The organism is Streptomyces sp. NPDC001135, assembly GCF_053598395.1.
The window spans coordinates 31,088-56,746 of sequence record NZ_JBSFKD010000003.1 but is presented as its reverse complement, the minus strand read 5'-3'; the positions used below and the strand labels follow the sequence as shown (position 1 = coordinate 56,746).

At 70.5% G+C, this 25,659-nt stretch carries 21 protein-coding genes, 5 tRNA genes and 1 pseudogene; 16 read left to right on the top strand and 11 right to left on the bottom strand.

Annotation, left to right across the window (positions count from 1 at the left end):
- Window positions 1-82: 82 nt before the first annotated feature.
- From ACWC94_RS05490 to purM, 5 genes are all read left to right on the top strand, one after another.
- On the top strand, window positions 83-721 hold the full coding sequence (locus tag ACWC94_RS05490; RefSeq protein WP_450795077.1) for a TetR/AcrR family transcriptional regulator: 639 nt from the start codon (window positions 83-85) through the stop codon (window positions 719-721).
- 10 nt (window positions 722-731) lie between these two features.
- Window positions 732-1,529 (top strand): sterol carrier family protein, encoded by a 798-nt coding sequence (locus ACWC94_RS05485; RefSeq protein ID WP_450795076.1) that lies wholly within the window; start codon window positions 732-734, stop codon window positions 1,527-1,529.
- Window positions 1,530-1,629: 100 nt separating this feature from the next.
- Window positions 1,630-2,067, top strand: coding sequence for an META domain-containing protein (locus ACWC94_RS05480; protein ID WP_450795075.1), 438 nt, complete (start codon window positions 1,630-1,632; stop codon window positions 2,065-2,067).
- Between the two features lie 202 nt (window positions 2,068-2,269).
- Complete coding sequence (gene purF / locus ACWC94_RS05475) at window positions 2,270-3,799, top strand: amidophosphoribosyltransferase (protein WP_450795074.1); 1,530 nt, start codon at window positions 2,270-2,272, stop codon at window positions 3,797-3,799.
- Window positions 3,800-3,834: 35 nt separating this feature from the next.
- Window positions 3,835-4,902: a phosphoribosylformylglycinamidine cyclo-ligase gene (gene purM, locus ACWC94_RS05470; protein WP_450795073.1), complete on the top strand. Its 1,068-nt coding sequence runs from the start codon at window positions 3,835-3,837 to the stop codon at window positions 4,900-4,902.
- 66 nt (window positions 4,903-4,968) lie between these two features.
- Here purM and ACWC94_RS05465 read toward each other — a convergent pair whose 3' ends face one another.
- Both ACWC94_RS05465 and ACWC94_RS05460 read right to left on the bottom strand, forming a co-directional pair.
- On the bottom strand, window positions 4,969-5,220 hold the full coding sequence (locus ACWC94_RS05465) for a DUF3073 domain-containing protein (protein WP_069780012.1): 252 nt from the start codon (window positions 5,218-5,220) through the stop codon (window positions 4,969-4,971).
- Between the two features lie 290 nt (window positions 5,221-5,510).
- The gene (locus ACWC94_RS05460) at window positions 5,511-6,617 is read right to left on the bottom strand and encodes a Leu/Phe/Val dehydrogenase (protein ID WP_450795072.1); all 1,107 of its coding nucleotides are present in this window, start codon (window positions 6,615-6,617) and stop codon (window positions 5,511-5,513) included.
- A gap of 212 nt (window positions 6,618-6,829) precedes the next feature.
- On the opposite strand from ACWC94_RS05460, the gene ACWC94_RS05455 reads away from it, so the two are divergent.
- Complete coding sequence (locus ACWC94_RS05455; RefSeq protein ID WP_450795071.1) at window positions 6,830-7,672, top strand: hypothetical protein; 843 nt, start codon at window positions 6,830-6,832, stop codon at window positions 7,670-7,672.
- 530 nt (window positions 7,673-8,202) lie between these two features.
- A complete protein-coding gene (bldC, locus tag ACWC94_RS05450) occupies window positions 8,203-8,409 on the top strand; it encodes a developmental transcriptional regulator BldC (protein ID WP_003949541.1) in 207 nt (68 codons plus the stop codon).
- Between the two features lie 460 nt (window positions 8,410-8,869).
- Here the strand turns inward: bldC and ACWC94_RS05445 are convergent, their stop codons facing one another.
- The 4 genes from ACWC94_RS05445 to ACWC94_RS05430 form a co-directional block, all read right to left on the bottom strand.
- Window positions 8,870-9,061, bottom strand: a complete 192-nt coding sequence (locus ACWC94_RS05445) for a DUF6274 family protein (RefSeq protein WP_450795069.1) — start codon at window positions 9,059-9,061, stop codon at window positions 8,870-8,872.
- Between the two features lie 418 nt (window positions 9,062-9,479).
- A tRNA-Asp gene (locus tag ACWC94_RS05440) sits at window positions 9,480-9,554 on the bottom strand.
- A 97-nt stretch (window positions 9,555-9,651) separates the two neighbouring features.
- A complete protein-coding gene (gene hrpA / locus ACWC94_RS05435; protein WP_450795068.1) occupies window positions 9,652-13,596 on the bottom strand; it encodes an ATP-dependent RNA helicase HrpA in 3,945 nt (1,314 codons plus the stop codon).
- A 74-nt stretch (window positions 13,597-13,670) separates the two neighbouring features.
- Window positions 13,671-13,862: a DivIVA domain-containing protein gene (locus tag ACWC94_RS05430; RefSeq protein ID WP_450795066.1), complete on the bottom strand. Its 192-nt coding sequence runs from the start codon at window positions 13,860-13,862 to the stop codon at window positions 13,671-13,673.
- Window positions 13,863-14,012: 150 nt separating this feature from the next.
- Between ACWC94_RS05430 and ACWC94_RS05425 the strand changes: the two genes are divergently transcribed.
- Entirely contained in the window at window positions 14,013-14,744 is a 732-nt protein-coding gene (locus tag ACWC94_RS05425) for a glycosyltransferase family 2 protein (RefSeq protein ID WP_450795065.1), read from the top strand.
- 65 nt (window positions 14,745-14,809) lie between these two features.
- Window positions 14,810-15,120 (top strand): annotated as a pseudogene (locus ACWC94_RS05420) (DUF3631 domain-containing protein); the annotation flags it as partial.
- A gap of 94 nt (window positions 15,121-15,214) precedes the next feature.
- Here the strand turns inward: ACWC94_RS05420 and ACWC94_RS05415 are convergent.
- The 4 genes from ACWC94_RS05415 to ACWC94_RS05400 form a co-directional block, all read right to left on the bottom strand.
- A tRNA-Phe gene (locus tag ACWC94_RS05415) sits at window positions 15,215-15,288 on the bottom strand.
- Between the two features lie 24 nt (window positions 15,289-15,312).
- Window positions 15,313-15,387: transfer RNA gene (locus ACWC94_RS05410), tRNA-Asp, on the bottom strand.
- Window positions 15,388-15,423: 36 nt separating this feature from the next.
- Window positions 15,424-15,496: transfer RNA gene (locus ACWC94_RS05405), tRNA-Glu, on the bottom strand.
- 80 nt (window positions 15,497-15,576) lie between these two features.
- Window positions 15,577-17,157 (bottom strand): metallophosphoesterase family protein, encoded by a 1,581-nt coding sequence (locus tag ACWC94_RS05400; protein ID WP_450795064.1) that lies wholly within the window; start codon window positions 17,155-17,157, stop codon window positions 15,577-15,579.
- A 123-nt stretch (window positions 17,158-17,280) separates the two neighbouring features.
- Here ACWC94_RS05400 and ACWC94_RS05395 point away from each other — a divergent pair, with 123 nt between their 5' ends.
- From ACWC94_RS05395 to ACWC94_RS05365, 7 genes are all read left to right on the top strand, one after another.
- Window positions 17,281-17,631, top strand: coding sequence for a metallopeptidase family protein (locus ACWC94_RS05395; RefSeq protein ID WP_450795339.1), 351 nt, complete (start codon window positions 17,281-17,283; stop codon window positions 17,629-17,631).
- A gap of 178 nt (window positions 17,632-17,809) precedes the next feature.
- Complete coding sequence (locus ACWC94_RS05390; protein ID WP_450795063.1) at window positions 17,810-18,322, top strand: hypothetical protein; 513 nt, start codon at window positions 17,810-17,812, stop codon at window positions 18,320-18,322.
- Window positions 18,323-18,725: 403 nt separating this feature from the next.
- On the top strand, window positions 18,726-20,882 hold the full coding sequence (locus ACWC94_RS05385) for a DEAD/DEAH box helicase (protein WP_450795062.1): 2,157 nt from the start codon (window positions 18,726-18,728) through the stop codon (window positions 20,880-20,882).
- Window positions 20,883-21,009: 127 nt separating this feature from the next.
- Window positions 21,010-22,524 (top strand): amino acid permease, encoded by a 1,515-nt coding sequence (locus ACWC94_RS05380; protein WP_450795061.1) that lies wholly within the window; start codon window positions 21,010-21,012, stop codon window positions 22,522-22,524.
- Window positions 22,525-22,634: 110 nt separating this feature from the next.
- Window positions 22,635-22,707 (top strand) — tRNA-Lys (locus ACWC94_RS05375).
- Window positions 22,708-23,112: 405 nt separating this feature from the next.
- A complete protein-coding gene (locus ACWC94_RS05370) occupies window positions 23,113-24,597 on the top strand; it encodes a sensor histidine kinase (RefSeq protein ID WP_450795060.1) in 1,485 nt (494 codons plus the stop codon).
- Window positions 24,588-25,271, top strand: a complete 684-nt coding sequence (locus ACWC94_RS05365) for a LuxR C-terminal-related transcriptional regulator (RefSeq protein WP_450795059.1) — start codon at window positions 24,588-24,590, stop codon at window positions 25,269-25,271. The genes ACWC94_RS05370 and ACWC94_RS05365 overlap by 10 nt, the downstream gene beginning before the upstream one ends.
- Window positions 25,272-25,276: 5 nt before the next feature.
- Here ACWC94_RS05365 and ACWC94_RS05360 read toward each other — a convergent pair whose 3' ends face one another.
- Complete coding sequence (locus ACWC94_RS05360) at window positions 25,277-25,570, bottom strand: DUF7701 domain-containing protein (RefSeq protein WP_450795058.1); 294 nt, start codon at window positions 25,568-25,570, stop codon at window positions 25,277-25,279.
- Between the last annotated feature and the right edge of the window lie 89 nt (window positions 25,571-25,659).

Below are 25,659 nucleotides of genomic sequence, written 5' to 3'. Positions count from 1 at the left end.
CCACTGAGAGTGTACCGGGTCAATCTTTCATCTGGGACCAATGTTCGTCTCGGATTAAATTTCATCGCGGTAAGGTGCCCGCATGGCAGAGACGATGGGGCTGCGGGAGCGCAAGAAGCGGCAGACGGCGATGCGGATCTACCGGGTCGCGATCGGCCTGTTCGCCGAGCGGGGCTTCGACAACGTCTCCGTGCAGGAGATCGCCGACGCCGCCGAGGTCTCGAAGATGACCGTCTTCAACTACTTCGGCACCAAGGAGGACCTGGTCTTCCGGCCGATGGAGGAGCACTTCGGCGACGCGGCACGGGCCGTACGGGAGCGGCAGCCGGGTGAGTCCGCCGTGGCCGCCGTACGCCGGCAGTTCCTGGACATGGTGGAGAGCCGCGATCCCGCGATCGGGCTGAACCCCGAGCCGATCAGCCGCCAGGCGCGCGAACTCGTCGTGCGGACCCCGGTCCTCATGGAGCGTGTCTTCCTCGCCGCGCAGAAGGGCACCCGGGAGCTGGCCGGCCTGCTGGCCGCGGAGACCGGCGACATGATGCTCGCCACGATCGCCGCCGCCATGCTCAGCGCCGCGCGCAACGCCCTCATCGAGGAGCACCACCGCCGCGTCGCCGCGGGAGAGGGCGTCGACCAGATCGCCGCCGACGCCCCCGCACGGGCCCAGCACGCCTTCGGCCTGGTGGAAAACGGCCTGAAGGGCTACGGGGTGAAGGCATAGGCTCACCGCCATGCCCCCGGCCAAGAAGCGCGCCCGCAGCTACGACCCCGCCAGGACCCGCGCCGCGGTCCTCGCCCAGTTCGGACATGTCCGGGAGGCCGTTCGCGGCCTCACCGAGGAGCAGCTCGCGCTGCCCACCCGGCTCGGCGAGTGGACCGTACGCGACCTGATCGCGCACATCGGCATGGCACTCACCGCGATCCACCGGGCGCTCGCCCTGCCCGAGCCGCCGAAGGCGGACGCCGTCCTGCTCGACTGGCCCTTCGCCACCGCGGCCAACGCCGCCGCCATCGACGCGTTCACCCGGGACACCGCCGCCGAACACCCCGACCCGGACACCTACCTGGCGGACATCGAGCAGTCCCTGCGCGCCCTGCTGGCGGAGAACCCCGGCACCCGGATCCTCCGGACGAGCGCCGGCGCGCTGCCCCTGGACGACTATCTGGTCACCCGTACCGCCGAGCTCGTCGTCCACACCGACGACCTCAACGCCGCCGTGCCCGGCCTGGACGTGCCGTACGACCGCCAGGCCCTGGCCGCCGCCACCCGGCTGTTCGCCGACGCCCTGGCCGTCAAGGCGCCCGGCGGCTCCACCGAGGTGCGCGTGCCGCCGTACGCCGTGGTGCAGTGCGTCGAGGGGCCCCGGCACACCCGCGGCACCCCGCCCCATGTGGTCGAGACCGACCCGCTGACCTGGATCCGGCTCGCCACCGGGCGCCTGGCCTGGAAGGACGCCCTCGAGGACGCCCGGGTGAGGGCCGGCGGGGAGCGGGCGGACATCGGGGGACTGCTGCCGCTCATGTCGTAGTGGCCGTTCCTGCCGCAGGCCGCTCACCCCGCGGAGCCCGACAGCGGAACCGGTCCTACCGCCGGTCCGTCGAACCCGTATGAACCGGCACAAGCAGCGCATGACCCTGACGGCGGCCGCCGTGCTCGTCCCGCTCACGGTGGCCTGTGGCATCGGAAAGGCGGACAGTGGTCCGGTGGGCGTCCAGCAGTCACGGGTGACCGGCATCGACTGGCGGGTCGACGGCCTCACCGCCGGCGGCACGACCCGGCACGCGCCCGCCGCCGCCCGCCTGCGCATCGACGAGGACGGCAGGGCGGCCGGCAACCTGGGCTGCAACCAGTTCAGCGCCCGGGCCACCGTGCACGGCGACCGGATCACCTTCGGTGACCTGCGCACGACGAGGATGGCCTGCGCCCCGGACCGCATGGACTTCGAGCGCGCCCTCGCCCGCGCGCTCACCACCGGCACCCTCGTCGCCAAGGCCGACGACGGGAAGCTGACGCTCACCGACGGCGACGGCGACCGCATCAACCTCAGCCGCAGCGCGCCCGAATGATGTGCGACGCCTCACTCGCGCATCGGGCGAAAAGCGCCCGTGAACGGCGACGGACAGCTCCCCAACGGTCACCGACACATCAGCGCCAACGCGCTGACCTGCACAAACGAAGAAACCGACAAGGTGATCGCGACCGGTGCGCCGGTAACGGCCACGTATCCCCAATTCGGACCAGTGGTCGACCTCGCCTACACTCGGTGGCGTGCCACGTGGTGACGGTCGACTCAATCACGATCTGCTTCCCGGCGAGAAGGGCCCCCAGGACGCTTGCGGCGTCTTCGGTGTCTGGGCTCCGGGTGAAGAGGTCGCAAAGCTCACGTACTTCGGGCTCTACGCCCTCCAGCACCGGGGTCAGGAATCCGCGGGAATCGCGGTCAGCAACGGCTCCCAGATCCTCGTCTTCAAGGACATGGGCCTGGTCTCCCAGGTCTTCGACGAGACCTCGCTCGGCTCGCTCCAGGGTCACATCGCGGTCGGACACGCCCGCTACTCGACCACCGGCGCCTCCGTGTGGGAGAACGCCCAGCCGACGTTCCGCGCCACCGCGCACGGCTCGATCGCGCTCGGCCACAACGGCAACCTGGTCAACACGGCGCAGCTCGCCGAGATGGTCGCCGAACTCCCGAACGACAACAACAGCCGCTCCACCCGGGTCGCGGCCACCAACGACACCGACCTGCTGACGGCGCTGCTCGCCGCCCAGGTCGACGAGGACGGCAAGCCGCTCACCATCGAGGAGGCCGCCCACCAGGTCCTCCCGAAGGTGCGGGGCGCCTTCTCGCTCGTCTTCATGGACGAGCAGACCCTCTACGCCGCCCGTGACCCGCAGGGCATCCGCCCGCTGGTCCTCGGCCGCCTGGAGCGCGGCTGGGTGGTCGCCTCCGAGTCCGCCGCCCTCGACATCTGCGGCGCCAGCTTCGTCCGCGAGATCGAGCCGGGCGAGTTCGTCGCCATCGACGAGAACGGCCTGCGCAGCTCTCGATTCGCAGAAGCGAAGCCCAAGGGCTGTGTTTTCGAGTATGTGTACCTGGCCCGCCCGGACACCGACATCGCCGGCCGGAACGTGTACCTCTCCCGCGTGGAGATGGGCCGCCGGCTCGCCAAGGAAGCCCCCGTCGAGGCCGACCTCGTCATAGCGACCCCGGAGTCCGGCACCCCGGCCGCCATCGGTTACGCCGAGGCCTCCGGCATCCCCTTCGGCGCGGGTCTCGTGAAGAACGCCTACGTCGGCCGGACCTTCATCCAGCCTTCGCAGACCATCCGCCAGCTGGGCATCCGTCTGAAGCTGAACCCGCTGAAGGAAGTCATCAAGGGCAAGCGCCTGGTCGTCGTCGACGACTCGATCGTGCGCGGCAACACCCAGCGGGCCCTGGTCCGTATGCTCCGCGAGGCCGGCGCCGCCGAGGTCCACATCCGGATCTCCTCGCCGCCCGTGAAGTGGCCCTGCTTCTTCGGCATCGACTTCGCCACGCGCGCGGAGCTGATCGCCAACGGCATGACCATCGAGGAGATCGGCACCAGCCTCGGCGCCGACTCGCTCGCCTACATCTCCATCGACGGCATGATCGAGGCGACCACCATCGCCAAGCCGAACCTGTGCCGCGCCTGCTTCGACGGCGAGTACCCGATGGACCTGCCGGACCCGGAGCTGCTCGGCAAGCAGCTGCTGGAGACCGAGCTGGCGGCCGGTCCCGCCGCCACGGCCGCGGCCGACGCGATCCGCCGCCCGTAACACCCCTGCAGTACGACACGAAAGCTCTCACAGTCATGTCTGAGACAACTGGTGCCAGCTACGCAGCGGCGGGCGTCGACATCGAGGCGGGCGACCGCGCCGTCGAGCTGATGAAGGAGTGGGTGAAGAAGACCCAGCGCCCCGAGGTCCTCGGCGGCCTCGGCGGCTTCGCCGGGCTCTTCGACGCCTCCGCCCTCAAGCGCTACGAGCGCCCGCTGCTCGCCTCCGCCACCGACGGTGTCGGCACGAAGGTCGACATCGCGCGCCGCATGGGCGTCTACGACACCATCGGCCACGACCTGGTCGCCATGGTCATGGACGACATCGTGGTGTGCGGCGCCGAGCCGCTGTTCATGACGGACTACATCTGCGTCGGCAAGGTCCACCCCGAGCGTGTCGCGGCCATCGTCAAGGGCATCGCGGAGGGCTGTGTGCTCGCCGGGTGCGCCCTGGTGGGCGGTGAGACGGCCGAGCACCCGGGCCTGCTGGGCGAGGACGACTTCGACGTCGCCGGCGCCGGTACGGGCGTCGTGGAGGCCGACCGGCTGCTCGGCGCGGATCGCATCCGTAAGGGTGACGCCGTGATCGCCATGGCGTCCTCCGGGCTTCACTCGAACGGGTACTCCCTGGTCCGCCACGTCCTGCTGGACCGCGCCGGCCTGTCCCTGGAGGCGGAGGTGGCGGAGCTCGGCCGCACCCTCGGCGAGGAACTGCTGGAGCCCACGAAGATCTACTCGCTGGACTGCCTCGCCCTGACCCGCACCACGGATGTGCACGCGTTCTCGCACATCACCGGCGGCGGACTCGCGGCCAACCTGGCCCGCGTGATCCCGGACGAGCTGCACGCGACCGTCGACCGCTCCACCTGGAACCCGGGCGCGATCTTCGACCTGGTCGGCAGGACCGGGAACGTCGAGCGCCTGGAGCTGGAGAAGACCCTCAACATGGGCGTCGGCATGATGGCGATCGTCCCCGAGGAGTCCACCGAGGTGGCCCTCGCCACCCTGGCCGACCGCGGGGTCGACGCATGGGTGGCCGGGGAGATCACCGAGCGGGGCGAGAAGGAGACCGGCGCGGACATGGTCGGAGACTACGCCGGCTGAACCTGCGGGTAGCACAGAAGCCGGTCGGTGGCAGTGCCACCGACCGGGCGAGTGCTCAGTGCAAGGTCAAGCGCCGCGACGATGTTGTGAGGGACCGTCGTCTTCATCCTCGTCGTCGTCCTCATAGAGGTCCGCGTAACGAGAGTAAAGATCGTCCTCTTCATTCTCATCGTCCTCGAACGGCTCGCTGTTCGGCGGCTGGCTCGAAGTCGATGCGCCCAGTTCACTGGCCAGCCGTGACAGGTCAGTCCCACCGCTGTTGTACTTCAGCTGGCGGGCGACCTTCGTCTGCTTGGCCTTGGCCCGGCCGCGCCCCATGGCTCGACCCCCTCGGTGACGGGGCTTGATGGCCCCAGAGTCTGACACGCGTTCATGATCTGGAACGGACCCTCCGCGGAGAGGCCGGTCCGTAGGGCTTCCACGGTACCTGAGCCCGCGCCCATACGGTACGTCGCCCGCAGCACGCGCGTGTGCACAGGACCCTCGAGGAGCCCTGTCCTCGCTGGTCAGTGGCGATTTTAACCACTTATCGGGGAACGACCCGCCGGGGGAAGTGAGAGTTCTCTCTAAGTTCCCGCCGACGGGTACCGCTCACCTGTGCGACCGGGTCAGCGCGCGGCGTGTCCCGCGCGGGCCTCGGCCATCCGCTGCTCGGCGATCCGGTCGGCCGCGGCGGCCGGCGGAATCCCATCCTTCTTCGCACGTGCGAATATGGCCAGCGTGGTGTCGAAGATCTTCGCCGCCTTCGCCCTGCACCGGTCGAAGTCGAACCCGTGCAGCTCGTCGGCCACCTGGATGACCCCGCCGGCGTTCACCACGTAGTCCGGCGCGTAGAGGATCCCGCGGTCGGCGAGGTCCTTCTCGACGCCCGGGTGCGCGAGCTGGTTGTTGGCCGCGCCGCAGACCACCTTGGCGGTGAGCACCGGGACGGAGTCGTCGTTCAGGGCACCGCCGAGCGCGCAGGGGGCGTAGATGTCGAGCCCCTCGACCCGGATCAGCTCCTCGGTGTCGGCGACCGCCGTCACACCGGCCGGGTACTGCTCCAGGATCCGCTGGACGGCGTCCGCGCGCACGTCCGTGACGACGACCTCGGCGCCTTCGTCACGCAGGTGCTTCACCAGGTGGTGGCCGACCTTGCCGACGCCGGCGATGCCGACTGTGCGGCCGCGCAGCGAGGGGTCGCCCCACAGGTGCTGGGCGGAGGCGCGCATGCCCTGGTAGACGCCGAAGGCGGTGAGTACCGAGGAGTCCCCGGCGCCGCCGTTCTCGGGGGAGCGGCCGGTGGTCCAGCGGCACTCGCGGGCCACGACGTCCATGTCGGCGACGTAGGTGCCGACGTCGCACGCGGTGACGTAGCGCCCGCCGAGGGAGGCGACCATGCGGCCGTAGGCGAGCAGCAGTTCCTCGGTCTTGTCGCGGTCCGGGTCGCCGATGATGACGGCCTTGCCGCCGCCGTGGTCGAGGCCGGCCATGGCGTTCTTGTACGACATGCCGCGTGCGAGGTTCAGGGCGTCGGCGACGGCCTCGGCCTCGTTCGCGTACGGGTAGAAGCGGGTGCCGCCGAGGGCCGGGCCCAGGGCGGTGGAGTGGATGGCGATCACGGCTTTCAGGCCGGTCGCGCGGTCCTGGCAGAGCACGACCTGCTCATGGCCGCCCTGGTCCGACTGGAACAGGGTGTGCAGGACATCGGCAGGTGCGCCAATTACGTCGGTCACTGTGGTGACTCCTGTGTAAAGAGCGGCGAGTGGGGTGGGACCCCGTACGGGTGGCGGGGTGCCGTGGCATGAGCGTAGAGCCTTGGCGCGACCACCATCCGTGCAGTGTTCAGGATCACTCTCCCGGGCCTCTTGTGCACGCATGACCGTGGCACGATTTGCAGTGGTTTTGCAGCGGTTTTCGAGCGGGGCCCGATGGGGAGGGAGCAGGCGTGCCGAAGGTGTCCTCCGTGGTCGTCCCCTATGCCGCGTACCTGCGCGTGTACGAGCCGCTGGGCGCCTTCCCGGAGCCGGAGCGCAGTCACTGGACGCGGTACGCCCGCCGCCCCGACCGCCCCTCCTACCAGGACGAACTGCGCCGCTCCCTGGCCGACTTGCTGCCCACCCCGCCGGTCGCGGTGCCGGTGCACGAGAGCAGTGACGCCTTCGTTCTGGAGGTCGACGGGGTGGTCTGCGTGTGCCCGTGGCGGACCCGGCTGCGCGGCTGGCAGGCGCTCGGCGAGCTGGCGGAGGAGCTCCCGGCGTCGGTCCTGGACGCGGTGCTGCCCCCGGTCGTGCGCCGCCAGGCGGCCCAGGACTACGAGCGCTGGCTCGACCGCAACCCCGACGCCCGCCCGTGGATCCGCACGGCGACCTGGCAGGTGCCGCTGAACTGGTTCGTGCTGGTCTCCGACGAGGAGCGGCGGTACGAGAAGGGCACCGCGGAGGTGCCGCCGCTGCTGCGCTACCGCACGCCCATGGTCCAGGCCCGGCGGCGGGTGGCGCGGGGGCTGCGCACGCTGAAGGAGACCGTCGAGGAGGGCCCGCTGATCGACGGCCTGCTGGACGTCGGCCGCTGGCTGGAGGAGTTCCACCCGCGCTCGCTGGTGGAACTGGACTACGGCGGCCTGGTGCACGTGCTGCCGGCCGGCGAGCTGGAGGGCGACCACTCGGCGGCGGATGTGGCCGAGGGCATCGAGGCGCTGCGCCGGGGTGACGGGGCGGCGGCCGGCGAGGTCTACGTGCGGCTCGTGGAGCGGTGGCGGTCGGTACGGGACCGGCGTTCCGCGAACTGAGTGAGATGACGGGTGACGTACGTCACGGCTCGAACGGCGTCGAACGACGTACGGTCTACGGCACTTGCTCATCTGACGGGACGTTGGTCCCGATCTGGACTTTTGTCTCAAGCGTGATGGACGGCACTTACAAGAGCCTTGCCCTAAGTGCCGCCCCTCATGCCAAAATAGGACAAGGAGTCCGGGGAGGACTCCGTCCGTCCAACTATGCTCCACTGTGGGCGGAATCTCCGCATTGCACGCTTTGGGGGGTCTGGTGACTCCTGATCGTCCTGTGACTGATCGTCACAGTGGCGTGACTGTCCGCTATGGCATGGTCCATCGGCTTCCGTCGCTGATGAACACCTGGGAGGGCAATTCCATCGGTTTGGCCGACGCGGCTGGACAGATGGTGTAGTTGTAGTGCCGAGGACAAGCCGTTCGTCCTATAACCGACTCGACTCGCGTCCGCCATTTCGGGCGACGCGGGTCAAGGTGCAGAATTTAGAGGAAAGAACCGAGAAGGTTCGGTTCTCCCGAGGAGGCCGCTCATGACCGCTCGCACCCCTGATGCCGAGCCGCTGCTGACCCCGGCTGAGGTCGCCACCATGTTCCGCGTCGACCCCAAGACGGTCACGCGGTGGGCGAAGGCCGGCAAGCTCACGTCCATCCGTACGCTCGGCGGGCACCGCCGCTACCGCGAGGCCGAGGTCCGCGCTCTTCTCGCGGGCATCCCGCAGCAGCGCAGCGAGGCCTGAACAACCACATAACCGGGTAATACGGCTGGTCCCCCAACCCGCCGAGGCGCCCGGAACCCTAGCTCCAAGCGACGCGGGACCTGCCCCAACAGGCCCCTCGCCCAGGCCGAAGAGAACGTTGTAGGCAGCGACACAGGGTGCGTCGTAGATCGCGCTGGACTCCGCCGGGTCCAGCGCGATCTTTTTTGTGCGCTGGTCGGGTGGCGGGTGGGCCCCTGTGAGCGGCCTTGTCGGAGTCTGGGCAGGGCTGTCGGAACCGCTGTGCGTGATCCCTGGGCCCGGTGCAATTGCACATATTAAATTGACCAGTTGTAGGGCAGGGGTAAGTACCGGCCTTTCAAAAACTCATGCGGTGACTCCCGTCACACGGCGCGCCGGTTGTTGCCGGTGGCGTGTGTGCGCTAGTGGAGTGACCTGTTCCAGCGTCCCACGCAGGACGGGCTGTTGGGACCGGCGTTGGTCACGCGCTGCGGGGACTCTCGTCCTCGACTTCCTCGTCGTCCGTTTCCCCGGCCCGGGGGCCGGCATCCATGGCCAGCCGCAGCAGGTGGTGACAGATGGGGCAGTGGCGGGTGAGGTGCCGGTAGGACGAGGCGGCCGACAGGTGCGCCCTCAGCAGCGCCCGCGTCTCGTGCCTGGCCGATGCCGCCATACGCCACCTCCGCGGACCGCACAGGGGGAACGGGCCCTGGTCCCTGGGTACCGGCGCAATGTGCCGCCGTCAAGGGCGCCGGGCTCCGCCGGTTCGGCCGGATCCCCCGGGCGCCGGTGCCGATCCCCGCGCGCGTGACCGGTGCTGTGCCTGGTGCTGTGCCTGGAACTCCGCCTGGTGCTGCGCCCGGGGGTTGCCGCCCCCAGCCCCGCTTCGCCCTGACGGGCCCCGCCCGGCGCCGGACCTGCTGCACGGGCCCCGCCCGGCACCGGACCTGCTGCACGCGCCCGCCCGTCACCGGACCTGCTGCACGCGCCCGCCCGTCACTGGCCGGCTGCACGCGCCCGCCCCGCACCGAGAAGCCGACGGCATGCGAAAGGGCCCGCGTCCGTTGCCGGATGCGGGCCCTTCCTTGCTGCGGTCCTGACGGGATTTGAACCCGCGGCCTCCACCTTGACAGGGTGGCGAGCACTCCAAACTGCTCCACAGGACCAGGTTTCGCGGCGCTTGGCTTGCTGCGTTGCGCTGCGAGAAGAGACTGTACAGGAGGTGAGCCCGCCTGGTCGAACTCACCCCCTGTGTGCGAGTGATTACGGGACGGCCGCGTCGATCGCCTTCACGATCCGCTTGTCGGAGACGGGGTACGCGGTGCCCAGCGCGTGGGCGAAATAGCTCACCCGGAGCTCCTCGATCATCCAGCGGATGTCCAGGACCTGCCGCGGCACCGGGCGCCCCTGGGGGAGCTGTTCCAGGAGCCAGGCGTACTCGTCCTGCATCTCGTGGACCTTCTCCATGCGGGTGGTGTCCCGCTGGACGCCCGTCGGCATCTGCTGCAGGCGCCGGTCGACGGCCACCAGGTAGCGCATCAGGTCGGGGAGGCGGCGTATGCCCGCCCAGGTGACGAATCCCGGCTTCACGAGGGCGTCCAGCTGCTTGCGCACGTCCGTCAGGTTTGCGAGGAGCACGGGGCTGCTCACGGCCTTCAGACGGCGCTCACAGGCCTGCCAGGCCGCGAGGACCTGCTGCACCTGGCCGACCGCGCGGACCGTCGTGTCGACGATCTCCGCGCGCACCTTGTCGTACAGCTTCCGGTACGACTCCTCGTCCCACACCGGGCCGCCGAAGTCCCCGATCAGCTTGTCCGCCGCCGCCATCGCACAGTCGTCGAACAACGCCTGGACGGAGCCGTGCGGGTTCGCGGACAGCGCCAGCTTCTGCGCGTTCGTCAGCTTGTCCGACGCGAACTTCGCCGCGTTCACCGGGATGTTCCGCAGGATCAGGCGGCGGGTGCCCTTCCACATGGCCTCGGCCTGCTCGTCCTCCGTGTCGAAGAGCCGTACGGACACCGTGTCGCCGTCGTCCACCAGCGCCGGGTACGCCTTGACCGGCTGGCCGGCCCGGCGGGTCTCGAAGACCCGGGTCAGCGTGCCGATCGTCCAGTCGGTCAGACCCTTGCGCTCCAGTGACTCGCCGCCCTCCCGGGAGGCCGTCGCCGCAGCCGCCTGCGAGAGCGCCTTGCGGGCCTTCGGTTTCAGGCTCAGCTTCAGTGCCTCCAGGTCCTTGTCCTCGGCCAGCTTCCGGCGCCGCTCGTCGACGATCCGGAAGGTGATCTTGAGGTGGTCGGGGACCCTGGACCAGTCGAAGTCGTCCGCCTCGAAGGGGACGCCGACCATCCGCTTGAGCTCGCGGGCCATGGTGACCGTCAGCGGCTCCTGCAGGGGCACCGCCTTCTCCAGGAACGCCTTCGCGTAGTTCGGCGCCGGTACGTAGTGGCGGCGGACCGGCTTCGGCAGGGAGCGGATCAGCTCCGTCACGACCTCCTCGCGCAGGCCCGGGATCTGCCAGTCGAAGCCCTCGTCCGTGACCTGGTTCAGTACCTGGAGCGGGATGTGGACCGTCACACCGTCCGCGTCCGCGCCCGGTTCGAACTGGTACGTCACCCGGAACGTGAGCTGCCCCTGCCGCCAGGAGTCCGGGTAGTCGGCCTTCGTGACCGCCCCCGCCGACTCCCGGACGAGCATCTCCCGCTCGAAGTCCAGGAAGTCCGGCTGCTCGTGCCGCTTGTGCTTCCACCAGGAGTCGAAGTGCGCGCCGGAGACGACCTGTTCGGGCACCCGCTGGTCGTAGAAGTCGAAGAGCGTCTCGTCGTCGACCACGATGTCCCGGCGCCGCGCCCGGTGCTCCAGCTCCTCGACCTCACTGAGGAGCTTGCGGTTGTCGGCGAAGAACTTGTGGTGCGTACGCCAGTCGCCCTCCACGAGCGCGTTGCGGATGAACAGCTCGCGACTCGTCTCCGGGTCGACACGGCCGTAGTTGACCTTCCGCTGGGCGACGATCGGGACGCCGTACAGCGTGACCTTCTCGTACGCCATCACGGCCGCCTGGTCCTTCTCCCAGTGCGGTTCGCTGTACGTCCGCTTGAGCAGGTGTCCGGCCAGCGGCTCGACCCACTCGGGCTCGATCTTCGCGTTGACCCGCGCCCAGAGCCGGCTCGTCTCCACCAGCTCGGCCGACATCACGAACCTGGGCTGCTTCTTGAACAGCGCCGAGCCCGGGAAGATCGCGAACTTGGCGTTGCGGGCGCCCAGGTACTCGTTCTTGTTGCCGTCCCGTACGTCCTTCATCCCGACGTGGGAGAGCAGACCGGCGAGGAGCGAGACGTGGACGCGGTCGGCCGGGGCGTCCGCCTCGTCGAGGTGGATCCCCATCTGCTTGGCGACCGTCCGCAGCTGGGTGTAGATGTCCTGCCATTCGCGAATGCGCAGGAAGTTCAGGTACTCCTGCTTGCACATCCGGCGGAAGGAGCTGGAGCCGCGTTCCTTCTGCTGCTCGCGGACGTACCGCCACAGGTTGAGGTAGGCGAGGAAGTCGCTGGTCTCGTCCTTGAAGCGGGCGTGCTGCTGGTCGGCCTGGGTCTGCTTGTCGGCCGGGCGCTCACGCGGGTCCTGGATGGACAGCGCGGCGGCGATGACCATGACCTCGCGGACACAGCCGTTCTTGTCGGCCTCCAGCACCATGCGGGCCAGGCGCGGGTCCACAGGCAGCTGGGCCAGCTTGCGGCCGGTGTCGGTGAGCCGCTTGCGCGGGTCCTTCTGCGTCGGGTCCAGCGCGCCCAGCTCCTGCAGCAGCTGCACGCCGTCGCGGATGTTGCGGTGGTCCGGCGGGTCGATGAACGGGAACTTCTCGATGTCGCCGAGGCCGGCCGCGGTCATCTGCAGGATGACGGAGGCGAGGTTCGTACGGAGGATCTCGGCGTCCGTGAACTCCGGCCGGGCCAGGAAGTCGTCCTCGGAGTACAGCCGGATGCAGATGCCGTCGCTGGTCCGGCCGCAGCGGCCCTTGCGCTGGTTGGCGCTGGCCTGCGAGATCGGCTCGATGGGCAGCCGCTGGACCTTGGTGCGGTGGCTGTAGCGGCTGATCCGGGCGAAGCCGGGGTCGATGACGTACTTGATGCCGGGGACGGTGAGCGAGGTCTCGGCGACGTTGGTGGCCAGAACGATCCTGCGCCCGGTGTGCGGCTGGAACACGCGGTGCTGCTCGGCGTGGGACAGCCGGGCGTACAGCGGCAGCACCTCCGTGAAACGGTACTTCTTCTTCTCCAGCGCGTCGGCGGTGTCCCGGATCTCCCGCTCGCCGGAGAGGAAGACGAGGATGTCGCCCTGGCCCTCGGCCTGGAGTTCCTCGACGGCGTCGCAGATCGCGGTGATCTGGTCCCGGTCGGTGTCGTCGCTCTCCTCCTCCAGGAGGGGCCGGTAGCGCACCTCCACCGGATACGTCCGGCCGCTGACCTCGATGATCGGGGCGTCGCCGAAGTGCCGCGAGAAGCGCTCGGGATCGATGGTCGCCGAGGTGATGACGACCTTGAGATCCGGCCGCTTGGGCAGCAGCTGCCCCAGATAACCGAGCAGGAAGTCGATGTTGAGGGACCGCTCGTGGGCCTCGTCGATGATGATCGTGTCGTAGGCGCGCAGCTCGCGGTCGGTCTGGATCTCGGCGAGCAGGATGCCGTCCGTCATCAGCTTGATGAACGTGGCGTCCGGGTTCACCTGGTCGGTGAACCGCACCTTCCAGCCGACGGCCTCGCCGAGCGGCGTCCTCAGCTCGTCCGCGACCCGCTCGGCCACGGTCCGGGCGGCGATACGACGGGGCTGTGTGTGCCCGATCATGCCGCGCACACCACGGCCCAGCTCCACACAGATCTTCGGGATCTGCGTGGTCTTTCCGGAACCGGTCTCACCGGCCACGATGACGACCTGGTGATCGCGGATGGCCGCCGCGATCTCGTCCTTCTTCTGGCTGACCGGGAGCTGCTCGGGGTACGTGACGGCGGGCACACGGGCACGCCGCTCACCGATCCGTTCCTCGGCCCTGCCGATCTCGCCCTCGATCTCGGCGAGGACGGCGGCGCGGGCCTCCGGCTTACGGATCTTGCGCGCGCCCTCGAGCCGCCGGCCGAGCCGGTGCGCGTCGCGCAGCGACAACTCGGTCAGACGGGGGGCGAGGGTGCCGAGAACGGGGGCGGGATGCGTAGACATACGCGATCCAGGATCTCACCCCCCAGGAAAAACACGCGAACGATTTGGCGGGGGTCCTGCAGCGCGGGGCCGCGTCATCGTCGCCCGCCTCGCAGCTCGGCGATCCGCGCATCCACCTGCGTACGGTCGTACCCGCGCCGGACGATGTCGAAGGCGGGCGGTGCGTCGGCTGCCGTACCCGTGGCCAGACCGGCCAGATAGGCGTCCACCTGGGCACGGTCGTAACCACGCCGTGCGATGTCGAAACCCCGGACGTCGTCTGCCACAGATGCCCCCCTTCGGCGCCTGATCATACGGCGTGGGGGTGGTCCCCTAGTCGCCGCCCGGCGGACACGCAGGGCACTGAATGCAAAGCCTTGGCCATCGGTTCATGTCATGATCACGGTGAGCACATCCGTCTCTGGCAGGACCCTTGCATGCCAACCATCAGCGTCATCACCGCCGTACACAACGGCGGCCACCACTTCCTCCGTGACACCTATGAATCCCTGCGCGAACAGAAGCTCCCCGACGACTGGCAATGGGAATGGTGCGTGCAGGAGGACGGCACCTCGGGTATCCCCGCGAACAGCGTGCCCAGTGACCCCAGGGTCACCTTCGGGACAGGACTGCAAGCGCGCATAGCGGTGACGCGTACCCATGCCCTCGCGCGCGCGACAGGAGACCTGATCCGGACGCTGGACGCGGATGACGTGCTGCTGCCGGGCGCGCTGGAGAGAGACATAGAGGCCCTGGAACGCGTCCCGTGGTGCGTGTCCGCCTGTGTCGACCTCCACGAGGACGGGAGCACCGCACCGGGTCCCTGCGACCCTCCGGGCGGCCCCCTGGAGCCGGCCCGCTTCTATCACGAGGTGCGGGAGCAGCGTCTGTCCGTCCAGGCGACCACCTTCGCCGCTCACCGTCGTCTGGTGCTCGCGCTGGGCGGCTGGCAGGCACTGTCCGGAGCCGAGACGGTCGCCCTGCTCCTTGCTGCGGAAGCCGTGGCGCCCGGAGAGTTCATAGCGGAGCCGAGCGTCCTTTATCGCAAGCATCCCCACCAGACGACCGCATCGACCCACTACTGGGAACCGGCGGAAGCGGCCACCCGGATCGACGCGCTCATGCAACGCGCCGGTGCCCTGCGGGAGTCGGGCTGGAAGTGGACCTAGGGGTCGTGGGCGGCATCGGGTAGCCGCGCGGGCTGAACACCCCCTGGCCGACGGTTCCGGCCAGGGGTATGGCTCCCGACATGATCATGACCCGCTCCGTCGTCATCCGCATGCGACGACGAGCCCGCAACGAACGCATCAAACCCTTCCGGGCCCGCATCCACGAGGCGGAAGGCCACAAGCTCCGTGACCGACTCGCCCAAGGGCCGAACACGCCCAGGGTTCGTCATGGGCGCCTGGCCCGACATGCCCGACGGCGTCACCGACCGCCCGGCGGACGTCTGGGAAACCTTGCTCGCCGTCGTCGACGCGGCCGGCGGCACCTGGCCCGACCGCCCGCGCGGTGTGCGTGACGCTGGTGGCCGCGTCCAAGGCGTGAGGCTCGTTGGCGTACCGGATGGCGTAGACGGCACGAAAGAACCCCTCCCCGGTGGAATCGGGGAGGGGTTCAGGCCCTGGTAGGGCGGCTGTGGCTGGGGCCGGGGTCGAACCGGCGACCTTCCGCTTTTCAGGCGGACGCTCGTACCAACTGAGCTACCCAGCCACGGTGTTTCACGTGAAACACCAGCGGTCCTGACGGGATTTGAACCCGCGGCCTCCACCTTGACAGGGTGGCGAGCACTCCAAACTGCTCCACAGGACCAAGCGTGCGTGCAACAGTGTCGCACACGGTATTGCGTGCCCCCAACGGGATTCGAACCCGTGCTACCGCCTTGAAAGGGCGGCGTCCTAGGCCGCTAGACGATGAGGGCTATCGGCCCGCCTGGGCGCTTCTCAGCGCGTCGGGGACGTGAGAAGCATATGGGATGGCGGGGGGTATCGCCAAAACGGTTTACGGCGAGGGCATGGAAGAGGTGTGCGAAGGGGCCGTCGGGCCGGGTGTGGACCCCGGTTCCTCGCGGTGGTGCCGCCGGCCGAGGGCGTCGTCGGCCAGGTGGCGGCTGACCTCGGCCGTCGTCTCGCCCAGCCCGCCCAGTTTGATCGCGTCCCAGGCCTGCAGGCGGCGGCTGTCGCGGTCGAAGTAGAGGATCGAGGCCTCGATGGGGGCGGGGTACTTGCGCTCCACCGCCCGCAGCCCGCTTCCGCCCGTGGAGCCCTCCATGCGCAGCCGGGTGCCGTAGGGGAGCCTCTCGTCGCCTTCGTGATGCAGATGGCCGCACAGGACCAGCGGCACCTCGCCGTCCGTCTCGCGGGCCGCGACGGGCTCGTGCGCGATCGCGACGTCGACCGGCTTCCCGGCCGCCCGCTGGTCGCGCAGGGCGCTGGCCAGCCGGTCGCCGGCCAGTTGCTCGGCCGCGTCTCCGCCGGGCACCACCGAGCGGTCGGGGGTGAACTGGGGATCGCCGATGCCCGCGAAGCGCAGGCCCGCGACGGTCTGGGCGCGTCCGTCGTCCAGGACGTGCACGTTCTTCATCCGCTCCAGATAGTGCTGGGTGGTCCGGGAGTCGTGGTTGCCCCGCACCCAGACGTAGGGCGCCCCCAGGTCCCGGACCGGGTCCAGGAAGCCGCTCTCCGCCGCCGTGCCGTGGTCCATCGTGTCGCCGGAGTCGACGATCACGTTCACCCTGTACTGCTCCACCAGCGAGGAGATGATCTTCCAGCTCGCCGGGTTGAGATGGATGTCCGACACGTGCAGGACCCGGATGGTGGAGGGGTCCGGCTGGTAGGCCGGGAGTGTGGAGGTGACGTCGTAGAGCTTCGTCACGTTCGTCACCAGGCGGGCCAGCTCCTGCTGGTAGACGTCGAAGTCGGTGACGATGCTGCGCGCGTTGCCGACCACCTGCGGCGCCGAGCTGAGCAGTCCGGAGAACCTCGGCTCGAGGATCGACTTCGGGTTCCAGGTGGCGTACGCGCTCGCCCCGGACGCCGCCAGCAGAGCCAGGGCGAGGCCGCCCGCGGCGAGGGCCCGGCGGGGGCTGCGGTAGACGGCGAGGCCGAGGGCCGTGGCACCGGCGACCACGGCGACACAGGAGCGAACGGCCAGGTCCAGCGTGCCGTGCTCGACGTCCTTGGCGACCTCGTCCTGGAGGCCCGAGATCCGCTCGGGGTGGTCGACCAGGGCCTGGGAGCGGAGCGGGTCGAGCTGGTCCACGTTCACGTCCAGGCGGACCGGTGCCACATGGCTGTCCAGGGAGAGTGCGCCCAGGGGCGAGATGTTGATCCTCGTGCCGCCGGTGAGGGACGGGCGCAGGGCCATCGTCGTGTTCATGGGCCCGACCGGGGTCCGTACGTTCCCCACGATCAGCAGGCCCAGCCAGGCGCCGAGCAGGACGACCGCCGTGAGGCCGAGGGCGCGGATCCAGGGGCGGGGGCGGGGGGCGAGTTCCGGGGCGCGCAGCGGGCGGCTGGCGCGGCGGGCGGTGTGCATGCGGTTCGTCATCGTGCGGAGTGCTGCGACCGGGACGCGGACCATTGGTGCCGTATGCCCACGGCCCGGGGCGGATATGCGGATATCCGGCCCCGGTAGGCCTCGTACAGGTCTCGCCCGGCCCGTCGGGGACGCTCCCGGGAGCCCCTCGTGCCGGACAATGACCGTGTGCTGGAGATGACGCGCGAGGAGTTCGAGGAACTGGTGGCCGAGGCGCTCGACCGGATCCCGCCGGAGCTGACGCGGCTCATGGACAACGTGGCGGTGTTCGTGGAGGACGAACCGCCCGTCGACGACCCCGAGCTGCTGGGTCTCTACGAGGGGACGCCGCTGACCGACCGCGGCGAGTGGTACGCGGGGGTGCTGCCGGACCGGATCACCATCTACCGCGGGCCCACACTGAGAATGTGCACCAGCCGCGCGGACGTCGTCGCGGAGACCGAGATGACCGTGGTGCACGAGATCGCCCACCACTTCGGCATCGACGACGCCCGCCTGCACTCCCTCGGCTATGGGTGAGGGCGGATGACGGGCGAGGTGGGGCGTGGGGGCGCCGCGCCGACCTCGGGTGGGCGGTGCGTGCGGGTGTGTGGCTGATCGGTGATGCCTGTGGGGATGCGGGTGGGGCGCGTGTCCTCTTGTGGGTAGCGGGAGTTGGGGAGGTTGACTCCTTTCCTTGCCTCCGGAGGTGGCCGCCGTGCGCCCCTTGCCCGTACCCGTCCGGTTCACCGTCACGGTGCTGGCCCTCGCCGCTGCCGCCGGCTGTGTGAACGTCGGTGACGCCGCGGGCCCGGCCAGGCCCTCGCACTCGGCGGGGCAGCGCGGCGGCAAGGCGCCCGACGGCGGCCCGGTGGTCGGTGCGGGCGGCCTCGGTCACAACGGCGCGGCGGTCGACGGCAAACACGGGCACGGCAGCAAGCCGAAGCCGGAGGAGCGGGCCTCCGCGTCGCCCACCCCGTCCGGCGAGGACAGCGCCTCCGCGACCCCGGCGAAGCCCCGCAAGACCACGGAGCCCGTGGACCCGGCGCCCACCAAGGCCCCACCGCCTCCGCCGGTCACCTCCGCCCCGCCCGAGCCGCCCCCGTCCTCCCCCCCGCCCCCGGCGACCTCCGAGCCGCCGTCGGCCGAGCCGTCCTCCTCGGCGCACGAGGGGACCGGACCACAGCTCGTCCAGCGCGAGCCGGCGCCCACGGCCGGCGTACCGGCGTGAAGGTCCGAGCGGACGATGAGCCGAACCGCGCGCGCCGAGCGAACTGTGGGCGCCGGGCCGGACCGGGGACGGCGAGTCGATCTGCGGGTGCCGGGCCGGACCGGGGGCGGTGAGTCGATCTGCGGGTGCCGGGTCGCCCTGTCGCCCGCCGAGTCGGTTCGCAGGCGGTGAGCAGGTCCGCGGTTACCGTGCTGACCTGCGGTGATGGGGCTCGGTTTGCCTTCAGGGGTGGTGGGTGCGTATGGTGGTAGATCGTTTGATCCCATTTGCCCGGCGCCACCACAGAGCGCGCCGTGTGGCGCGTACTCTCCTTTGCCGTGGCGGACCGCATTGAGGCGGTCGTGAGCGAATCACGGAGTTGACGGGCGCGTGCCGAAGAGACTCCGGAAGGTTTCGCATTCGCATGTCCGTGTCCAGTGTTGATCAGATCGTCGTGTCCGAGAACGAGCTCGAGAACGAACTCGTCGACGTGACGACCGAGGTCACCGAGGCCCCCGAGGCCGACACCAACCAGACCCCCCAGACCACCTTCGCCGACCTCGGCCTGCCCGAGGGCGTCGTGCGCAAGCTCGCGCAGAACGGCGTGACCACCCCCTTCCCGATCCAGGCCGCGACCATCCCGGACGCCCTGGCCGGCAAGGACATCCTCGGCCGTGGCCGCACCGGCTCCGGCAAGACCCTCTCCTTCGGTCTGCCCACCCTGGCCCAGCTGGCCGGCGGCCGCACCCAGAAGCACAAGCCCCGTGCGGTCATCCTGACCCCGACCCGCGAGCTGGCGATGCAGGTCGCCGACGCCCTGCAGCCGTACGGCGACGTCGTCGGCCTGAAGATGAAGGTCGTCTGCGGCGGCACCTCCATGGGCAACCAGATCTACGCCCTGGAGCGCGGCGTCGACATCCTCGTCGCCACCCCGGGCCGCCTGCGCGACATCATCAACCGCGGCGCCTGCTCCCTCGAGGACGTGCAGATCGCCGTCCTGGACGAGGCCGACCAGATGTCCGACCTGGGCTTCCTGCCCGAGGTCACCGAGCTGCTCGACCAGGTCCCGGCGGGCGGCCAGCGCATGCTGTTCTCCGCCACGATGGAGAACGAGATCCAGACCCTCGTCGACCGCTACCTGAACAACCCCGTCTCCCACGAGGTGGACGCGGCCCAGGGCGCGGTGACGACCATGTCGCACCACATCCTCATCGTGAAGCCCAAGGACAAGGCGCCGGTCACGGCCGCGATCGCCTCCCGCAAGGGCCGCACGATCATCTTCGTCCGCACCCAGCTGGGCGCCGACCGGGTCGCCGAGCAGCTGCGCGAGGCCGGCGTGAAGGCCGACGCGCTGCACGGCGGCATGACGCAGGGCGCCCGCACCCGCACCCTGGCCGACTTCAAGGACGGGTACGTCAACGTCCTGGTCGCGACGGACGTCGCCGCGCGCGGCATCCACGTCGACGGCATCGACCTCGTCCTGAACGTCGACCCCGCGGGCGACCACAAGGACTACCTGCACCGCGCCGGCCGTACCGCCCGTGCGGGCCGTACCGGCACGGTCGTCTCCCTCTCCCTGCCGCACCAGCGGCGCCAGATCTTCCGCCTGATGGAGGACGCCGGCGTCGACGCGGCCCGCCACATCATCCAGGGCGCCGGCGCCTTCGACCCGGAGGTCGCCGAGATCACCGGCGCCCGCTCCATGACCGAGGTCCAGGCCGAGTCCGCCGCCAACGCCGCCCAGCAGGCCGAGCGCGAGGTCGCCCAGCTCACCAAGCAGCTGGAGCGCGCCCAGCGCCGTGCCACCGAGCTGCGCGAGGAGTCCGACCGGCTGGTGGCCCGGGTCGCCCGCGAGCGCGGCGAGGACCCCGAGGCCGCGGTGGCCGAGGCGCAGGCGACGGCGGCCGAGGAGCTCGCCGTGGCCCAGGGGTCGGCGGAGCGCGAGACCGAGCGCGAGGAGCGCCCGGCGGCTTCGGCGCCGTACGAGCGCCGGGAGCGGCGCGGCTTCGACCGCCGCGACGACCGTGGCGAGCGCGGTTTCGAGCGCCGCGAGGACCGGGGCGACCGTGGTGACCGCGGTGGCCGTGGCTTCGAGCGCCGTGACGAGCGCCGCCCGTTCGACCGCGACCGGTCCTCCGAGCGCCGTGACGACCGTGGTGGCCGCTCCTTCGAGCGCCGTGACGAGCGCCGCCCCTTCGACCGCGACCGCAGCGACCGTGACCGCGGCGACCGTGGTGGCCGCTCCTTCGAGCGCCGTGACGACCGGGGTGGTTTCGACCGCCGTGACGACCGCGGTGGCCGTGGGTTCGAGCGCCGTGAGGAGCGCCGTCCGTTCGACCGTGACCGCAGCGACCGTGGTGGCCGCTCCTTCGAGCGCCGTGACGACCGGGGCGGCTTCCGTCGCGACGAGCGTGGCGGGCACCGGGGCAGCGACCGGCCGTTCAACCGCGACCGCCGCGACGACCGCCCGGGCTTCCGCTCCGGCGGCCACGAGCGCCCCTACGGCCGCCGTGACGACCACCGTGGCAACGGCTCCTTCGGCCGCCGCGAGGACAAGCCGCGCTGGAAGCGCAACGGCTGACACCACGGCGGAAGCCGCGGCTGACGCCGAGTGACCCGACGAGGGCCCGTACGACTTCGGTCGTACGGGCCCTTTTCAGTCACCGGGTGACGCATGTCACGCCCCCATGGAGGGAATTGCTGGGGGCATGACAGATGACGCGAGAGCGAACGGGACCCACGGCCTCTCGGACGAGGAGCGGCTGGCCCAGCTCGGCTACACCCAGGTCCTTGCCCGCCGGATGTCGGCGTTCTCGAACTACGCCGTCTCCTTCACGATCATCTCGGTGCTGTCGGGCTGCCTGACCCTGTATCTCTTCGGCATGACCACCGGCGGGCCCGCGGTGATCACCTGGGGCTGGGTGGTGGTGGGCCTGCTGACCCTGTTCGTCGGCCTCTCGATGGCCGAAATCTGCTCGGCCTACCCCACCTCGGCCGGCCTCTACTTCTGGGCCCACCGCCTCGCCCCACCCCGCTCGGCGGCGGCCTGGGCCTGGTTCACCGGCTGGTTCAACGTGTTGGGCCAGGTCGCGGTGACCGCGGGCATCGACTTCGGCGCGGCTTCCTTCCTGGGCGCGTACCTGAACCTGCAGTTCGGCTTCGAGGTGACACCGGGCCGCACGGTCCTGCTGTTCGCGGCGATCCTCGTCCTGCACGGCCTGCTGAACACCTTCGGCGTGCGTATCGTCGCGTTCCTGAACAGCGTGAGCGTGTGGTGGCACGTGCTGGGCGTGGCGGTGATCGTCGGCGCGCTGGCGTTCGTCCCCGACCACCACCGGACGGCGTCCTTCGTGTTCACGCACTTCGTCAATGAGACGGGCTGGGGCAGCGGCCCGTACGTCGTCCTCCTCGGCCTGCTCATGGCCCAGTACACCTTCACCGGCTACGACGCCTCCGCCCACATGACCGAGGAGACCCACGACGCGTCCACGGCGGGCCCGAAGGGCATCGTCCGCTCGATCTGGACGTCCTGGATCGCCGGTTTCGTGCTCCTGCTGGGCTTCACGTTCGCCATCCAGTCCTACGACGGGGAACTGACGTCCCCGACGGGCGCGCCCCCGGCCCAGATCCTCCTGGACGCACTCGGCGCCACGACCGGCAAACTCCTGCTCCTGGTCGTGATCGGCGCCCAGCTCTTCTGCGGCATGGCGTCGGTGACGGCCAACAGCCGCATGATCTATGCCTTTTCGCGCGACGGCGCGCTGCCGTTCTCCCGTCTCTGGCACACGGTCAGCCCGCGCACCCGCACCCCCGTGGCGGCGGTCTGGCTGGCCGCGCTGGGCGCCCTGGCCCTGGGCCTGCCCTACCTGATCAACACGACGGCCTACGCGGCGGTGACGTCGATCGCGGTCATCGGCCTCTACATCGCGTACGTCATCCCGACCTTCCTGCGGATCCGCAGGGGCGCCGCCTTCGAACGCGGGCCGTGGCACCTGGGCCGCTGGTCGTCCCTGGTCGGTGTCGTCTCGGTGACCTGGGTCGTGGTGATCACGATCCTCTTCATGCTGCCGCAGGTCTCCCCGGTCACCTGGGAGACCTTCAACTACGCCCCCGTCGCCGTCCTGGTCGTGCTCGGCTTCGCGTCGGCCTGGTGGCTGGCGTCGGCCCGCCACTGGTTCCTCGGCGGGGAGCGGGCCGCCGCTCCGGCGCTGGTCGAAAAGTGACCATCCGGCCCGCTCCTCCCGTTCCGAACCCCACCCGACGCGGCCGGGTCACCGATACCCGATCGGAGACTCGGCCTCGTCCGGCTATGCTCGGACAGGCAACATCGTCTGGGCCCTTAGCTCAATTGGCAGAGCAGTGGACTTTTAATCCATTGGTTGTGGGTTCGAGTCCCACAGGGCCTACGAGTTGTAGGCGAGGGGCAACCCTCTGACCTGCTACGCAGCGCTCGTGTCGGCTTCGGTCGGCTCGGGCGCTGCGGCGTTTTCGGGTGTCTCCTCCCGGCCTGCACATCCGGCCGAGGCCTTCCGGTGCGGGTAGGTGTTTGCCTACCCCAGAAGTAGGTTCCGGCCCATGGCGCCTGCCAGGTCCCTCGCAGCAGCATGATCTCCAGGTCGCAGCGGGTGGCCTGGAGGACGAGACGGGGGGCGGATATGTGGCCGTTTCCGGTGAGCGGGGCGGCGCCCTGGCCGGGGGGCGTGCTCGTGGCGTTGACCGCGGTCTGTGCCGTGCTGGCTTTCAGGGCGGAGCAGGCGCGGGACCGGGCGGCGCGTAGCGCGCGGCCGGCTGGGCGGATCGGCTGGCCGGTCGTGGCGGGACTGGTGGGTACGGCCGCGTACGGCAGTGTGCCTGCTCTGCTGTTCGCCCTGCACGACTCCGCCGGAGGGGCCGGCTACGTCGTCACCGTGCCGGTTCTGGAACCCGACGGGCTGCTCCCGGCGGCGCTGCTGATGGCCGGCCTGCTGGCCACCACGCTGCTCACGTCGGCGAGCGTGCCCAGGCGGTGGGTGCTGCCGGTGGTCGCGGCGGTGACCGGCGAACTGCTGGAATGGACGTACTGGCTCACGCATTCCTCTGCCGGCTATGGGCGGACCCTGCTGAACGTCCTGGTGGGCAGTGTGAGCGTCCCGGTGCTCGCCGCCCTGGCCGGTGCGGCTCTGCTCCGGCCGGCGAACGGCAGGCCCGCGCGTCTGGCCGGAGCCGACGCGCCCAGGTCCGCGCGCTGGGCCCTGCTGCTGCCCGCCGTCGTGGTGATGACCGGTGACCTGCTCGGCCTCGATCTGTGGCAGTTCGCGTCGCCGGGCACCGGGATCGGGCCGGCAGTGGTGGGTTACCTGGTGGGGCTGGCGCTGCTGGCGGCCGTCGTGGCCGGGCTGGTGCGGTGGCCCAGGGCGGCGGCGGACCTGGCGGCCCTGGGGCTGGTGGGGATCGGGGTGTACGACGTCGCCCAGAGCGGGTTCGGGCAATCCCTGGTGGTGGTGCGGAAGTTCGGCTCCCCGCGCGGGCCGGCGCCGTCGCTCCCCCTGGAGACGGCTCACCATGTGTCGGTCCTCGGCGGGATCCAGGGGGCAGCGCTGCTGGCCCTCGGTCTCTGGCTGCTGCCGCTGACCGTGCTGCCGGATGCCAGGCGGCTGTGGGGGCGTGGGCCGGATCCGGCGCTGACCCGGCGGGTGCGGGAGCTGACCGAGACCCGGGCCGAGGCGGTCGGCTCCGCGGCCGCGGAGCTGCGCAGGATCGAGCGGGACCTGCACGACGGCGCGCAGGGACGGCTGGTCACCATCGGGATGAACCTCCGGGTCGCCGAGGAGATGATCCACAGCGATCCGCACGAGGCCGCCGCACTGGTCGTCGAGGCCCGCGTCGCCTCGGCGGCGGCACTGGAGGAACTGCGCGGCCTGATCAGGGGGATGCACCCGCCGATGCTGGCCGACCGGGGCCTGGGGGAGGCGGTCCGGGCGCTCGCGCTGGACCTGCCCCTGCCGTGTGAGACCGAGATCGATCTGCCCGGGCGGCTCGCCGCCCCGCTGGAGTCGGCCTGCTACTTCGCCGTCGCCGAGGTGGTCACCAACGCCGTCCGGCACGCATCGGCGCACGGTGTCCGGATCCGCATGGCCCGGACGGACGGGCTGCTGCGCATCGAGGTGGTCGACGACGGGGTGGGCGGCGCGGATCCCGCCCGGGGCACCGGGCTGGCCGGGGTGGAACGGCGGCTGGCGGCCTTCGACGGGATCCTGGCGGTCAGCAGCCCGCCCGGGGGGCCGACGATCGTGGTCATGGAGGTGCCGTGCGCGTAGTCGTCGCGGAGGATCTCTTCCTGCTCCGGGAAGGGCTGGTCAGGCTCCTCACGGCACGCGGGTTCGAGATCGTGGCGGCCACCGACAGCGCGCCGGGCCTGCTCGGCGCCCTGCTGGAGTTCCGGCCGGACCTCGCGATCGTGGACATCAGGCTGCCGCCCACCCACACCGACGACGGACTCCGCGCGGCGCTGTCCGCCCGGGAACGGATACCCGGACTGCCGATCCTGCTGCTCTCGCAGTACGTCGAGCAGATCTACGCCCAGGAACTGCTCGCCGACCAGGCCGGCGGGGTCGGCTACCTGCTCAAGGACCGGGTCTTCAGCGACGACCAGTTCGTCGACGTGATCCGTACGGTCGCCGCGGGTGGCACGGTCATGGACCCGGAAGTGGTCACCAAGCTGCTCGGCCGCAGCAGCCGCGGCGCACGCGGGCCCCTCTCCCGGCTCACCGAGCGGGAACGCCAGGTGCTCGAGCTCATGGCCGAGGGACGCTCCAACAGCGCCATCGCGAACCGGCTCTTCATCAGCGACAAGGCCGTGTCCAAGCACAGCACCAGCATCTTCACCAAGCTGGAGCTCGCCCCCTCCGACGACGACAACCGCCGCGTGCTGGCCGTGCTCGCCCACCTCATGTCGGCGCCACGTGACGGTCGCGTTCCACCGAGCCGCTGAGCTGATCAGGACCGGAACACCCGGCGTGCCGCCGTGTGGATGGCCTGCGTGTACGGGGCGTCCGCGGCGCGTGTCTCCTGGTCGAGGTCGGCGAAGGGGACCAGGGCCCTGTGGTCGCTGTCCACCGTCCGCATCCAGGCACACCAGGCGTTGTGCACGTCCTCGTCGGTCACCTGTTCGCCCTTGGCCAGCAGGAGCACGGCGTAGAGGCGGAACAGGGCGTCGGAGTCCGCGGGAGGCTTCGCGTGCGGGGGCAGACAGGACCGGATGCGATCGGCGAGAGCGTCCAGATACGTCACACCGACAGTGTGCCCGCACAAAGGATCAGGTGTGCCACGGCGAACACGAGGGGGACGACGCGCTCGGACGCGCCCAGGTGACGGACAGG

Coding starts and splice junctions, on each gene's coding strand:
- purM (WP_450795073.1), top strand. CDS start 3,835: ATGTCTGAGACAACTGGTGCCAGCTACGCAGCGGCGGGCGTCGACATC.
- ACWC94_RS05380 (WP_450795061.1), top strand. CDS start 21,010: ATGACAGATGACGCGAGAGCGAACGGGACCCACGGCCTCTCGGACGAG.
- ACWC94_RS05425 (WP_450795065.1), top strand. CDS start 14,013: ATGCCAACCATCAGCGTCATCACCGCCGTACACAACGGCGGCCACCAC.
- ACWC94_RS05480 (WP_450795075.1), top strand. CDS start 1,630: ATGACCCTGACGGCGGCCGCCGTGCTCGTCCCGCTCACGGTGGCCTGT.
- ACWC94_RS05465 (WP_069780012.1), bottom strand. CDS start 5,220: ATGGGGCGCGGCCGGGCCAAGGCCAAGCAGACGAAGGTCGCCCGCCAG.
- ACWC94_RS05490 (WP_450795077.1), top strand. CDS start 83: ATGGCAGAGACGATGGGGCTGCGGGAGCGCAAGAAGCGGCAGACGGCG.
- ACWC94_RS05400 (WP_450795064.1), bottom strand. CDS start 17,157: ATGGTCCGCGTCCCGGTCGCAGCACTCCGCACGATGACGAACCGCATG.
- bldC (WP_003949541.1), top strand. CDS start 8,203: ATGACCGCTCGCACCCCTGATGCCGAGCCGCTGCTGACCCCGGCTGAG.
- ACWC94_RS05385 (WP_450795062.1), top strand. CDS start 18,726: ATGTCCGTGTCCAGTGTTGATCAGATCGTCGTGTCCGAGAACGAGCTC.
- ACWC94_RS05485 (WP_450795076.1), top strand. CDS start 732: ATGCCCCCGGCCAAGAAGCGCGCCCGCAGCTACGACCCCGCCAGGACC.
- ACWC94_RS05445 (WP_450795069.1), bottom strand. CDS start 9,061: ATGGCGGCATCGGCCAGGCACGAGACGCGGGCGCTGCTGAGGGCGCAC.
- hrpA (WP_450795068.1), bottom strand. CDS start 13,596: ATGTCTACGCATCCCGCCCCCGTTCTCGGCACCCTCGCCCCCCGTCTG.